Origin of the sequence: Mycobacterium sp. URHB0044 (genome assembly GCF_000620625.1) — a bacterium.
Classification (GTDB): domain Bacteria; phylum Actinomycetota; class Actinomycetes; order Mycobacteriales; family Mycobacteriaceae; genus Mycobacterium.
Window position 1 is genome coordinate 234,410 of record NZ_JIAW01000007.1, and the last position, 13,065, is coordinate 247,474.

At 65.5% G+C, this 13,065-nt stretch carries 13 protein-coding genes; 8 read left to right on the forward strand and 5 right to left on the reverse strand.

Going from position 1 to position 13,065, the window contains the following annotated elements; translation table 11 throughout:
- Positions 1-5 precede the first annotated feature (5 nt).
- Together N536_RS0116960 and N536_RS0116965 are read right to left on the reverse strand one after the other, a co-directional pair.
- The gene (locus N536_RS0116960; RefSeq protein ID WP_029114681.1) at positions 6-1,214 is read right to left on the reverse strand and encodes a CaiB/BaiF CoA-transferase family protein; all 1,209 of its coding nucleotides are present in this window, start codon (positions 1,212-1,214) and stop codon (positions 6-8) included.
- A complete protein-coding gene (locus tag N536_RS0116965; protein ID WP_029114682.1) occupies positions 1,211-2,728 on the reverse strand; it encodes an aldehyde dehydrogenase family protein in 1,518 nt (505 codons plus the stop codon). The genes N536_RS0116960 and N536_RS0116965 overlap by 4 nt, the downstream gene beginning before the upstream one ends.
- A gap of 243 nt (positions 2,729-2,971) precedes the next feature.
- On the opposite strand from N536_RS0116965, the gene N536_RS0116970 reads away from it, so the two are divergent.
- Genes N536_RS0116970 through N536_RS0116985 form a run of 4 tightly spaced genes read left to right on the forward strand, consistent with a single transcriptional unit; the run spans position 2,972 to position 6,195 of the window.
- Positions 2,972-3,673, forward strand: a complete 702-nt coding sequence (locus tag N536_RS0116970; RefSeq protein WP_029114683.1) for an SDR family NAD(P)-dependent oxidoreductase — start codon at positions 2,972-2,974, stop codon at positions 3,671-3,673.
- Between the two features lie 30 nt (positions 3,674-3,703).
- A complete protein-coding gene (locus N536_RS0116975) occupies positions 3,704-4,564 on the forward strand; it encodes a mycofactocin-coupled SDR family oxidoreductase (RefSeq protein WP_029114684.1) in 861 nt (286 codons plus the stop codon).
- A 43-nt stretch (positions 4,565-4,607) separates the two neighbouring features.
- Positions 4,608-4,799, forward strand: a complete 192-nt coding sequence (locus N536_RS0116980; protein ID WP_029114685.1) for a ferredoxin — start codon at positions 4,608-4,610, stop codon at positions 4,797-4,799.
- 31 nt (positions 4,800-4,830) lie between these two features.
- Positions 4,831-6,195 (forward strand): cytochrome P450, encoded by a 1,365-nt coding sequence (locus N536_RS0116985; protein WP_029114686.1) that lies wholly within the window; start codon positions 4,831-4,833, stop codon positions 6,193-6,195.
- A 378-nt stretch (positions 6,196-6,573) separates the two neighbouring features.
- Here the strand turns inward: N536_RS0116985 and N536_RS0116990 are convergent, their stop codons facing one another.
- Positions 6,574-7,749, reverse strand: coding sequence for an acyl-CoA dehydrogenase family protein (locus N536_RS0116990; RefSeq protein WP_029114687.1), 1,176 nt, complete (start codon positions 7,747-7,749; stop codon positions 6,574-6,576).
- Positions 7,733-8,731, reverse strand: coding sequence for an acyl-CoA dehydrogenase family protein (locus tag N536_RS0116995; protein WP_029114688.1), 999 nt, complete (start codon positions 8,729-8,731; stop codon positions 7,733-7,735). The genes N536_RS0116990 and N536_RS0116995 overlap by 17 nt, the downstream gene beginning before the upstream one ends.
- A gap of 266 nt (positions 8,732-8,997) precedes the next feature.
- Here N536_RS0116995 and N536_RS0117000 point away from each other — a divergent pair, with 266 nt between their 5' ends.
- The 4 genes from N536_RS0117000 to N536_RS0117015 are packed head-to-tail and all read left to right on the forward strand — an operon-like array spanning position 8,998 to position 12,561.
- Entirely contained in the window at positions 8,998-10,107 is a 1,110-nt protein-coding gene (locus N536_RS0117000) for an amidohydrolase family protein (protein ID WP_029114689.1), read from the forward strand.
- 21 nt (positions 10,108-10,128) lie between these two features.
- On the forward strand, positions 10,129-11,280 hold the full coding sequence (locus N536_RS0117005; protein ID WP_029114690.1) for an amidohydrolase family protein: 1,152 nt from the start codon (positions 10,129-10,131) through the stop codon (positions 11,278-11,280).
- Position 11,281: 1 nt separating this feature from the next.
- Complete coding sequence (locus N536_RS0117010) at positions 11,282-11,671, forward strand: Rieske (2Fe-2S) protein (RefSeq protein WP_029114691.1); 390 nt, start codon at positions 11,282-11,284, stop codon at positions 11,669-11,671.
- Positions 11,672-11,688: 17 nt separating this feature from the next.
- Positions 11,689-12,561: an alpha/beta fold hydrolase gene (locus N536_RS0117015; RefSeq protein WP_231514557.1), complete on the forward strand. Its 873-nt coding sequence runs from the start codon at positions 11,689-11,691 to the stop codon at positions 12,559-12,561.
- A 17-nt stretch (positions 12,562-12,578) separates the two neighbouring features.
- On the opposite strand, the gene N536_RS0117020 is transcribed toward N536_RS0117015, so the two are convergent.
- A complete protein-coding gene (locus N536_RS0117020) occupies positions 12,579-13,052 on the reverse strand; it encodes a hypothetical protein (RefSeq protein ID WP_036436653.1) in 474 nt (157 codons plus the stop codon).
- Positions 13,053-13,065 lie beyond the last annotated feature (13 nt).

Below are 13,065 nucleotides of genomic sequence, written 5' to 3' on the forward strand. Positions count from 1 at the left end.
GATACCTAGGTAACGGCGCCGGAGGTCTTGAGCTCGATGATGCGGTCCCAGTCCAAGCCGAGTTCTTCGAGCACCTCGTCGGTTTGTTCGGCGAATGCCGGGGCCGGACCCGTGTGGGGCGCGGAGACGTCGAACTGCACGGGGTTGGCCACCAGCTCGAGCTCACCTGCTGTGACGATGTATTCGTTGGCGCGGACCTGGGCATCGTCGGCCGCCTGCAGCGTGTCCTGGACGGGAGCCCACGGACCGGCGAGCGTGGCGAAGCGTTGGCTCCACTCGGGCAGCGTGCGAGTGGAGATGACCTCGCGCAGGATCTCGACGGCTTCTGCGGTGTGCTCGGCGATCGATTCGGCGGTGGCGAACCGCGGGTCGTCGACGAGGTCTTCGCGGTCGACGTGCCTGCATACGTCGGCCCAGAACTTCGTCGGCTGCATCATCACCAGGGAGATGTAGCGGTTGTCCTTCGTCTCGTAGACGCCTACCAGCGGGTTGATCGGCGAGCCGTGCACGCCGGGCGCGGGCTGCACCATCAGCTCCTGCAGATGCGTGGTCAACGCGATCGTGTGGCCCATGGCCCACAGCCCACTGCCGAGCAGTGACACGTCGACGACCGACGGCTCACCGGAGCGTTCCCGCTTGAGCAGAGCCGCCGCGATGCCGCCTGCCAGGTTGGTGCCGGAGATCGTGTCTCCGTAGGCGGGGCCGGGCGGGCCGATCATGCCCTCGATCCCCGGCGGGGTGATGGTGGCGGCAGTGCCTGCCCGACACCAGAAGGCGGTCATGTCGTAGCCGCCCTTCTCCGCCTCGACACCACGGGGACCGAGCGCACTTCCCCTGGCGTAGATGATCTTTGGGTTGACTGCGCGGATGTCGTCGACGTCGATGCCGAACTTCCTGCGGTGCCCCGGCAGGAAGCTGGTGAGGAACACGTCGGCGCGACGGGCCAGCTCCAGCAGTACTTCTAGGCCGTCGGGATTCGAAATGTCCAGTCCGACACTGCGTTTGCCACGGTTGGCGTGCTCGATGTTCGGGTTGGGGTCGCCCTCTACGCGCAGCGGGCCGGTCTGACGTAGCCCGCGCTGCGGATCGCCGGTCACGGCGTGCTCGATCTTGATGACCTCGGCACCCCACTCGGCCAACACGGCACCGGCGGACGGAACGAACCCGTACATCGCGACTTCGAGGACCCGAATGCCCTCCAGCGGTTTGCTCACGCCTCTGCCCCCGTAACGACCTCGGCGAAGGTCTTGCTCTCGAGGAACTCCTCGAGTCCGGCTGCACCCATCTCCCGGCCGATGCCCGACTGCTTGTAGCCGCCGAACGGGCTGTCGGGGCTGAAGTAGTTGCCCCCGTTGATGGAGAAGGTGCCGGTGCGAATCCGGCGGGCTACCGCCAGCGCACGTTCGGGGCTGCCGAATACCGCGCCGGAGAGTCCGTAGATCGAGTTGTTGGCCACCCGGACGGCGTCATCGTCGTCGTCGTAGGCGATGACGACGAGTACCGGCCCGAACACCTCTTCCTGGGCGATCTCGGCGTCGGGGTCGACGTTCGACAGCAGGGTGGGCGCATAGAAGTAGCCCGGGTCCTTCTTCTCTCCGCCCGTGACGAGGGTGGCGCCCGCCTCGACGGCGCGCTTGACCATGCCGTCGACCTTGTCGCGCTGGCGGTCGCTGATCAGCGGACCCATGTAGGTCTTGGGATCGCTCGGGTCGCCGTAGCGGACGTGCGCGAAGTTGGTCTTGACCAGCTCGACGATCTCGTCGTGGTGCTTGCGCGGCACCAACAGGCGCGACGTCAGTGCACAGCCCTGGCCGGCGTGGCTGGCCATGCTGAAGGCCGAGAACATCGCGGCGGTGGCGAAGTCGGCGTCGTCGAGCACGATCGCGGCCGACTTCCCGCCGAGCTCGAGGAACACCCGCTTGAGCGTTTCGCTGGCCGCGGCCATGATCCGTCGCCCGGTGGGTGTCGAACCGGTGAAGGTGACCATGTCGACATCGGGACTCGTGGTGAGCACGGCGCCGACCTCGGGATCCGAGGAGCTGAGCACGTTGACCACGCCGGCTGGGATGTCGGTGTGCTTGGCGATCAGTTCACCCAGCGCCAGCGTGATGAGCGGCGTGTCGGGCGCACCCTTCAGTACGACCGTGCAGCCGGCGGCGAGCGCGGGAGCGAGCTTCGCCAGCGCGAGCTGGTTGGGGTAGTTGTAGGCGATGATCGCCGCAACGACGCCTGCGGCTTCCTTCTCCACCCAGCGGTGGTGCTGCATGCCGCGGCTCTCGATGTTGCCGAGATCCTCCGTCAATGGATAGGTCTTGAGGAGGTCGGTGTAGTAGCGGACGATCTCGACGGGCTGATCGAGCTGGGGGCCGGCGATGAGCGCGGGGGTGGCCCCGACTTCGGCGGTGGTGAGCGCGGCGAGTTCGTCGCGGTTGTCGACCAGCGCCCGGTGGAACTGTTCGAGACAGTGGATGCGCAGCTCGACGTCGGTGGCCCAGCGCGACGTGTCGAACGCCTTGCGCGCGGCGGCGATTGCGGCCTCGGCATCGGCGACGGTGCCCTCAGGGGCGTGTCCGAGGACCTCACCGGTGGCGGGGTTGACGGAGGCAAAGGTCGCTTGCGTCTCGACGAGTTTTCCGTCGATCAGCATGCGCCGGTCGGCGGGCGTTGAGGACGTGTCGGAACCCGTGTCCGGGTGGCCGTCACTGGCGATCGTCGAGGTCTCCGACATGCACACTCCTTAGCTGTGATGGAAATTTCATTCTCATCACCGGCGAATCATACATTCGCGACATGAGAACACAAGAAAGCGTAGACGACCTAGTCATGGGGTTGCAGCAGACTTGATGGGTGTCGTTCGAGGTGACCGGATACGCTTGCGATCTTGCACGATCGTCGACTACGAGAGTACGGTTCTCATAATCGGAAGCAGTATTCTTGAGTATCTGACACGACCTCGCAAGGAGGCCTGTAGGTGAAGAACGCCGTCGTCACGGGAGGCGGCTCGGGCATCGGCCAGGCCATCGCCAATCGGCTCCGCGCCGATGGCTATCACGTGGCCACCCTCGACCTGAATCCCTCCGACGCTGACTTCGCCTTTACGGCCGACGTCACCGACCGAGCCGCGGTGGACGAGGCGCTGAACGGAGTCCGTGGTCAACTGGGCCCGATCACCATCCTGGTCAACGCCGCCGGCCTCGACAGCTTCAAGAAGTTCCAGGACGTCTCGTTCGAGCGGTGGCAGCGCGTCATCGACGTCAACCTCAACGGCGTCTTCCACTGCATTCAGGCCGTGCTGCCGGACATGATCGAGGCGGGCTGGGGCCGCATCGTCAACATCTCCTCGTCCAGCACGCATTCCGGCGCGCCGTACATGGCGCCCTACGTGGCGGCGAAGTCGGCCGTGAACGGACTGACCAAGACCCTGGCCCTGGAGTACGGGCCGAGCGGCATCACGGTCAATGCGGTGCCACCGGGGTTCATCGACACGCCCATGCTGCGCGCCGCCGCCGACAAGGGGTTCCTCGGCGACATCGACAAGACCATCGCCGCCACGCCGGTGCGACGCATCGGCAGGCCCGAGGACATCGCCGCCGCCTGCTCCTTCCTCGTCTCAGAGGAAGCCGGCTACATCACCGGGCAGCTCTTGGGCGTCAACGGCGGACGCAACACCTAATCGCCGAGCAGGCATACGAAAGGACATCCAGTGGGACGCGTTGAAGGCAAGGTCGCATTCGTCACCGGCGCCGGGCGCGGGCAGGGCCGCAGTCATGCGGTCCGCCTCGCCGAAGAGGGCGCCGACATCATCGCCATCGACTTGTGTCAGGACATCGACACGCTCGGCTACCCCTTGGCGCGGCCGGAGGATCTGGAAGAGACGGCTCAGTTCGTCGAGAAGACCGGCCAACGCTGTTTCACCGCGCAGGCCGACGTCCGCGAGGCGAGCCAGCTGCGCGAGGCGCTGGAGAACGGACTGAAGGAGTTCGGCAAGGTCGACATCGTCGTCGCCCAGGCCGGCATCGCGGGGATGAAGGGCACACCGCCCCTGAAGGCGTGGATCGACGTCATCAACACGAACCTGATCGGCACCATCAACGCCATCCAGGTCGCGCTGCCGCACCTGAAGGAAGGCGCATCCATCATCGCCACCGGATCGACGGCGGCCCTGATGGACACCAGCAAGAACGACAACCCGGGCAACGATCCCGGTGGCATGGCCTACGTGCACTCCAAGCGGGCGTTGTCGAACTTCGTCCACGACCTGGCCGCGGAGCTCGCGCCTCGCGGGATTCGCGCCAACGTCGTGCACCCGACGAACTGCAACACCCCGATGCTGCAGAGCGATCCGATGTACCAATCCTTCCGGCCCGATCTGGAGAAGCCGACGCGTGCGGATGCCGAACCCGTCTTCTACGTGCAGCAGGCGATGAAGGTGCCGTTCATCGAACCCGAGGACATCAGCAACATGGTCCTGTTCCTGGCATCCGAAGAGGCGCGCTACGTCACCGGCATGCAGATGCGCGTCGACGCCGGCGGTTACCTCAAGTGGTACGACTACCACATCTGAGGTTGAAGCTCTCCGGAGTCATGGATCGGAAAGGTATGGAGTCGTGAAGGTTTCGGTTGACGGACAACGCTGTCAGGGGCACACGCTGTGCTCGATGATCGCACCCGAGTCGTTCGAACTCGACGACGTCGACGGCCACGCGTCGCCGGTCTCCGACGTGGTGCCCGCCGACCAGGAGGACGCCGTGCGCGAGGCAGCCCACTCGTGTCCCGAGCAGGCCATCGTCATCGAATGACGCCACCCGAAACCACCAGGGGGACAACGCCGTGAGCATCGATGATGTCGCGACCGACGACGAGCGCAAGAAGAACGTCTACCACTTCGACCGGCACACGCCCGAGTACCGGCTGCAATTCGAGAAGATCACCGAGGAGATGCAGTCCCGGTGCCCGGTGGCGTGGAGCGATACCTACGAGGGGCACTGGGTCGCCGCGGACAGCAAGCACGTCTTCGAACTGGCCCGCTGCCCCGTGGTCTCCAACGATCACGACATCCACGGTGAACGCAAGGGCTATCAGGGCATCACCATTCCCAAGGCCAGCCGCGCCACGGTGGTGCGCGGCGGCATTCTGGAGATGGACGAGCCCGAACACAGCACCTACCGCGGCGCGCTGAACCCCTACCTGTCCCCCGCCGCGGTGAAGCGGTGGGTGCCGTTCATCGACGAGATCACCCGAGCGGCGCTCGACGAGAAGATCGAAACGGGTCGAATCGACTTCGTCGACGATCTCGCGAACATCGTGCCCGCTGTGCTCACGTTGGCGATGATGGGCATCGAGCTGAACAAGTGGCCGATTTACAGTGAGCCCGCGCACCTTTCGGTGTCCACCCCTGAACATTCGCCCGACGCCGAGCGCGTCGCGCAGATGAACCGGCAGATGGGGCTCGATCTGCTCACCAACATGATCGAGATTCGTGAGAATCCGCGGCCCGGGATGGTGAATGCCCTTCTGCAACTGCGCATCGACGGCGAGCCCGCCCCCGACTTGGAGATCATGGGCAACCTGGGCCTGATCATCGGCGGTGGGTTCGACACCACGACCGCATTGACCGCGCACTCGCTGGAATGGCTGTCGGAACATCCGGACGAGCGCGAGCTGCTCAGCCGGGAACGCGACACCCTGCTCAACCCGGCCACCGAGGAGTTCCTGCGCTACTACACCCCCGCGCCTGGTGACGGCCGCACCTTCGCCGACGACGTCGAGGTCGAAGGGCACCGGTTCAAGGAGGGCGAGCGGCTCTGGATCTCGTGGGCGATGGCCAACCGCGACCCGGCGGTGTTCGAGGAACCCAACGAGATCGTTCTGGACCGGAAGGGCAACAGGCACTTCAGTTTCGGCATCGGTGTCCACCGCTGCGTCGGCTCCAACGTCGCGCGCACGGTGTTCAAGTCGATGTTGACCGCGGTGCTCGACCGGATGCCCGACTACCGGTGCGATCCCGAGGGCACCGAGCACTACGAGACCATCGGCGTCATCCAGGGCATGAAGCACCTGCCGGCCGACTTCACTCCCGGCAAGCGGCTCGGCGCCGGCCTGGACGAGACACTCGAGAAGCTGCAACGAATCTGCGACGAGCAGGGACTCGCACGGCCCATCACCGAGCGCAAGGAAGCAGCGGTCATCGACTGACGCCCTTCCCTTCTTTCGCCGAGTGTGAAGGTATGTGCGAGTTTTCGTGCTCAAAGTCAAGCGGCCAGTGCGACGTCTAGGGGCGAGTGCCTTCCTACCGCAAGCGCGCGTGTTTGCGGGCAATACGAAGCGAAATGCCGGTACTTCGCGCGCGCTCGCACGCCCCCGGGGATGGTCGAGAACTCAGGCGCTACACACCGATTGCCCGCCTACGAGCGACATTTCAGCACCGCCGCGAAGTTCCGCTAGGCGGTCACCCGTCTGCGAATCGAAAAGTCGCTGTTAGGTGGGCATTTTCAGTGCATACTCCGACCCCCATCGGCCCTCCCGGTTCACGAGCGCTTTCGGTCGGTGAGAACGAAACCGCTCTCAAATCCCTTACGGGCGGGGCAGTCCGAGCACCTGCTGGGCGATGATGTTGCGCTGGATCTCCGATGTTCCACCGGCGATGGTGCCGGAGAAGCTGCGGGCATACCGCTCGAACCAGCTGGCGAAGTAGTGGTCGAGGTTCATGTGCGCGTAGGGGCCCGACATCGACGGATGGAGCAGGCCGTCCGGGCCGGCGCCGGTCAGAGCGTTGCTCGCGGCGCGCATCTCGGCCTCCGCGCCGAGCAGCTTGGGTATCGACACCGCGGCGACGTCCACCTCACCGCGCGACGCCTGCGCCAAGCCCACGGAGCCGAGCAACCGCAGCGCCTGGTAGTCCATGATCGTGCTGGCCAGCTCGTCGCGCTCCAGTGCATTGCTCGGCCGAAAGTCCGCTATGGAGTTGGCGATTCGATCCGCGAACCCCAGCCACATCATGGTCCGCTCATGGCCCAGCGACCCGTTCGCCACCTTCCAGCCGCCGTTGAGCGGGCCGACGAGGTTCTCGGCGGGCACGCGAACGTCGGTGAAGAAGACCTCGTTGAAGTCCTTGTTCTCCTCGCCGCAGATGTCCGCGAACGGCCGGCACACCACGCCCGGCAAATCGGTCGGGATGATCAGCACGCTGATGCCCTTGTGCTTCGGAGCATCTGGATCGGTGCGCACGAAGGTCAGCAGCCAGTCGGCGTCGTGTGCGCCGGACGTCCACACCTTCTGTCCGTTGACGATGAAGTCGTCACCGTCACGAACAGCGCGCGTTCGCAGCGACGCCAGGTCGGAACCGGCGCTCGGCTCGCTCATGCCGAGCGACGCCGTACGCTCGCCGCGCAACACGGGCACCGCCCAGCGTTGCTTCTGTTCGGCACTGCCGAACGAAATCAGCGACGCCGCAATGATGTTGACGCCCTGCGGATTGAAGCTGTGATAGATCCGGCGCTTGCACAGCTCCTCGAGATGGACGTACTGCTGCAGCACCGAGGCGTTGCGGCCGCCGAACTCCGGCGGCTGCGCGGGAAGCAGCCAGCCGTTGTCGTAGAGCAGCCGCTGCCAGTCCCTGGCCCACTGCGGCATGTGCGACACCGACCGAGGGCGCTCGAGGGTTTCCGCGGGCGACGGCAGGTGCTCGTCGAGGAACGCGGAGAACTCCGCGCGGAACTCTTCGACGTCGGCATCAAATTTGAGTTGCATCGAATTCCTCGGCGATCATCGCGCGGTGCTCGGCGGCGCCGCCCAGCAACAGTTCTCCGGCCTTCGCCCGCTTCAAAGCGAACTGAAGGTCGTTCTCCCAGGTGAATCCCATCGCGCCGAACGTCTGCAGGCCGTGCCGGAAGACCAGCGCCTGACACTCCCCCGCCGACGCCTTCGCCATCGCGGCCGCCAGACGTCGCCGGGGGTCGTCGGCGGCGATGGTGAGTGCCGAGAAGTAGGACAGCGCACGGGCCCGCTCGATGGCGACGTGCATGTCGACGGCCTTGTGTTGAATGGCCTGGAAGGAACCGATCGGCACGCCGAACTGGTAGCGGCTCTTGGCGTGCTCGAGGGCGAGGTCCAGAATGCGCTGGCACGCCCCGACCATGGTGATCGACATGCCCAGCAGCGCGACGTGCCGGGCCCGCTCGGTGTCGGCTTCGAGGCGCTCCGAGTCCGCGACCTCAACGCCCGCGAACGACACTTCGGCGACGTGCAGCACCGGGTCGAAGATCTCGCTGCGCCGGGTGGTCACCGCGTCGGCGCCAACCAGAAAGACACCGGCGGCCGTCACCACCGCCAGGCGCTCGGCCCGGTCACCGTCGAGCACGTGGCGGGCGGTGCCCTCGAGGATCCAACCTTCGGCGTTTCGGTGCGCGGTGACGCCGCCGTAGACGGCCGTACCGGCCCCCAAGGGGTCGAACCTGTCGCCGACCAGGGGCGCGAACTGCGTCAAGGTGGCGAGGAACGGCGTCGGATCCGTGGCGCGACCCAACTCCTCAAGCACGATCGCCAACTCGACGGCGTTCTCCGGATCGGTCAGCTCCGTCCAGCCGGCGTCGACGTAGGTCTTCCACAGCGGCTGCGGGTCGGCGTCGTCCTCGGCCACGCCGCGAACGAGCGACGGCGGACACTGCTTGCCGACGGCATCGCGCACGGTCTCCTGCCATAGCCGCTGATCAGCATCCATCTCCAACAGCATCCGGCCGCCTCCTGCTTTCGCTCGCCTGGTCCCGCATGAGAATAACATTCTCGGTATTGGTGCATTCGTTCTCTTGTCACCGCTACCGCGTTACCCCTGATCGGCGCTACGCGACTGACCAGCACACACTCCGACCAGCGCGGACGTAAGCACACTGCTGGAGAACATTATTCTTGCTTATGAAGAACAAGCCTCTAGACTGAGGCTAGGTCCGGCGGCGTCCTCGGCTGGACGAACACCCAAAAGGACGGATGGCGTGGAGCGACGTGAAAGAACTCAGTGACGGGGCGGGCAATGTCGTGAAGACGCCCGTCGTCGACGCCAGCGTGCACATCTTCTGCCAGTCCAACAAGGACCTGCGCCAGAACTTCCTGCGCGAGCCGTTCCGAAGCCGCGGCTTCCCCGACTACGAGATGGACTGGTACGGCGCGCCCGGCGGCGAGTACGTCAAGGGCAGCAAGGGTCCCGACCGCCAGTACCCGGGCTCGGTGCCGGAGTTGGTCGCCGAGGAGCTCTTCGGCAAGCGCGGCGTCGACGTCGCGATCCTGCATCCGATGACGCGCGGCATCATGCCGGACCGGCACCTGGGCTCGGCGATCGCCGCCGCCCACAACGAGATGATGGTGACCCGCTGGCTGGACGGCGAGTTCGGGGACGGGTTCCGCGGCACCATCAGGGTCAACCCGGACGACGTCGCGGGAGCACTGCGCGAGATCGAGAAGTACAAGGATCACCCCCGAGTCGTGCAGATCGGCATCCCGCTGCAGTCGCGCGAGCTCTACGGCAAGCCGCAGTTCTGGCCGTTGTGGGACGCCGCGGCGGAGGCGAATCTGCCAGTGGCAGTCCACATCGAGGTCGGAGCGGGCATCGCGTTCCCGCCGACGCCGAGCGGGAAGGCCCGCACCTACGAGCAGTATCTGTCCTTCATGTCGCTGAACTACCTGTACCACCTGATGAACATGATCGCCGAGGGCGTGTTCGAGCGGACGCCGACGCTGAAGTTCGTCTGGGCCGACGGTGCGGCCGACATGCTGACGCCCTTCATGTGGCGGATGGACTGCTTCGGCCGTCCCCACCTGGAGCAGACGCCGTGGGCACCGAAGATGCCGAGTGATTACCTGCCTGGCCACGTCTACTTCGTGCAGGGCAGCCTCGACGGCCCCGGCGACGTCGACTTCGCGGGCGAGTGGTTCAGCTTCACCGGCAAGGACGACATGACGATGTTCGGCTCCAGCTATCCGCACTGGGACAGTGGCGTTCTCGCGGTGCCCGCCAGCTACAGCGCCGAACAGCGAGACAAGCTCTGCTGGCGCAACGCCGCCGAGTTGTACGGCATTGAAAGTTCAGTCATTCCGTCCGCCGTTGCGGCACAGTAGAGGGATAGCGAGGGAGGCAATATGACCTTGTCGAGCACGTCAGCCAATCCACGAGTGCCTGCCGCCGAACGCATCGCCGTCCGGTGCGTGGACTCCGACGTCCACCCCATGCCCAAACGCGGCCAGTTGGTGGAGTACATCCCCGAGCCGTGGCGCAGCAAGTACTTCCTCAGTCACCACGTCGGCGACACGATCTACTACGACGCCCCTGACTACGCACACTCCTACGCCATGCGCGTCGACAGCTTCCCGCCCGACGGCGAGTTCGCCTGCAGCGACCCCGACATGGCGTTGCGGCAGTTGATCATGGAGGCCGGCTCCGACATCGCGATCCTGGAGCCCACGCACGTCGAGTCCCGTCTGGCCGAGGCCACGCAGGCCTACTGCATAGCCACGAACTCCTGGCTGGCCGACCACTGGCTGGACAGCCACAACAACTGGCACGAACGGTGGCGAGGTTCCATCTGCATCGCCATCGAGGATCCGGTCGGCAGCGTCCGCGAGATCGAGAAGTGGGCCGAGCACCCCTACATGTCGCAGATCCTGATCAAGGCCGAACCGCGGCCGTCATGGGGAGACCCGATCTACGACCCGATCTGGGCCGCCGCAACGAAGTACGACATGCCGATCAGCTGTCACCTGTCCCGCGGCGTCTACGAGACGCTGCCGATTCCACCGGTGGGCCTGCCGAGCTACAACCACGACTTCATGGTCACCTACTCGCTGCTGGCGGCCAACCAGGTGATGAGCCTGATCTTCGACGGCACCTTCGATCGACACCCCACCCTGAAGATCGTGTTCATCGAGCACGCTTTTACCTGGATCCTGCCGTTGATGTGGCGGATGGACGCCATCTACGAGAAGCGCAAGTCGTGGATGGACATCAAGCGCAAGCCAAGTGAGTACGTCAAGGACAACATCAAGTTCACCACCCAGCCGCTGGACTACCCCGAGGACAAGACCGAGCTCTCGCGGGCATTCGAGTGGATGGACTGCGAGAAGATTCTGCTCTACAGCAGCGATTACCCGCACTGGACGTTCGACGACCCCCGCTGGCTGGTCAAGCACCTGCCCGAGCACGCGCGCGAAGCCATCATGTTCCGCAACGGCATCGAGACCTACAAGCTGCCGGACACGGTGCCGGTGCTCGAGGGCCAGGTCCGGGTGTTCTGAGTTGGACAACCAGAAGACGCCCCGGCTGGCGCAGGGGCGGGAGCACGTCGTGGCCACGGTCGACGAAATCCCGCCGGGCACACACCTACTGGTGCCGATCGGACGCCACGGTGTCGGCGTCTACAACGTCAACGGCACGTTCTACGCCATCGCGAATTACTGCCCGCACGAGGGCGGACCGCTGTGTTCGGGCCGCGCCCGTGGCCGCAACATCGTCGATGAGAGCGTGCCGGGCGACGCGGTGATGGTGCGCGACCAGGAATTCATCTTCTGCCCCTGGCATCAATGGGGTTTCGAGCTCGCCACGGGGACCACTGCGGTCAAGCCGGAGTGGAGCATCCGCACCTACCCGGTACGGGTCGTCGGCGACGACGTCCTCGTCACCGCCTGACCAGCACAGGAGATCCGTTGCCCAACAAGAAGATCGAGATCAACGGCGGTAACGTCGTGTACGAGATCCTCGGCAAGGAGGGTGACTTCATCGCCCTCACTCCCGGTGGCCGGTTCAGCAAGGACATCCCCGGTCTGAAACCGCTGGCGCGCGAACTGGTCAAGGGCGGCTACCGCGTGCTGCTGTGGGACCGGCCCAACTGCGGCAAGTCCGACGTCCAGTTCTACGGCCTCAGCGAATCGCACATGCGCGCAGAGACGTTGCAGCAACTCATCACCAAGCTCGACATCGGTCCGTGCATCATCGCCGGCGGGTCCGGCGGTGCGCGGGACTCGATGATCACCACGATGCTCTACCCCGAACTGGTCACGAAGCTCGTGGTGTGGAACATCGTGGGCGGCGTGTACGGCTCCTTCGTGCTCGGCGGGCACTACATCACGCCGAGCATCCTGGCCGTCCGCGGGCTCGGCATCAAGGGCCTGTTGCGCGTTCCCGAATGGAAGGAGCGCATCGCGGAGAACCCCGACAATGAAGCGCGCTTCCTGGCGCTCGACGAGGACGAGTTCCTCAAGGTCATGCTGCGCTGGCTCAATGCGTTCGTGTCCAAACCGGGTCAGACCATCCCGGGCGTGCCCGACGAGATGTTCGACAACATCAAGGTTCCGACGCTGATCATCCGCGGTGGCGAGAACGATTGGGACCACCCGAAGCGGACGTCGCTGGAAGTCAGCTGCCTGATCAAGGGTTCCAAGCTCATCGACCCGCCGTGGCCGGAGGATGCCTGGGAGCGTGCCGGCGAAAAGTATGCATCGGGTAAGGCCAAGCGGTTCAACCTGTTCGATACGTGGGTGCAGGCTGCGCCGGCCATCCTGGACTTCCTGGCGAAGTGATGCCCAACCGGATCGCGTCACACCGTGCGGATGTGCACCTCGCAGTTGAGCGACGCCTCCAGCGCGGTGTGCACCCGACTCTCCGGCACCCGCTCCAGGTCCGCCTTGCGCAGCGTCACGTGCACGATGTCCCAGCCCTCGCTGCCCGCCACTCTGTCGACGTCTCCACGCAGGCCCATGCCGGCCAGTACGCCATGGGCGTCGTCGTCGGTGCCCCTGCTGACGTAGGTCACCACCCCGGCGGTCGGCGTCGTGCCGAACGCCTTGCTGCACAACGCGATCGCCGCCAGCTTCAGCTCGTCGGCGTCGTCGCCGGCGATGAGGATCTCGACCTGTCGCCGCTTGGCGGGCATCGCCGTCAGGTCTGCGTCGACCACCTCGGCACCGGCGGACGCGGCCAGTTCGCACAGCGTCGTCATGCCCTCCGTCAACCGGGTGGCGGTGAGCTCGGCCGACGGGTCGACGTCGACGCGCACCACCGCAGTTCTCATGCCCGCCAGCCTA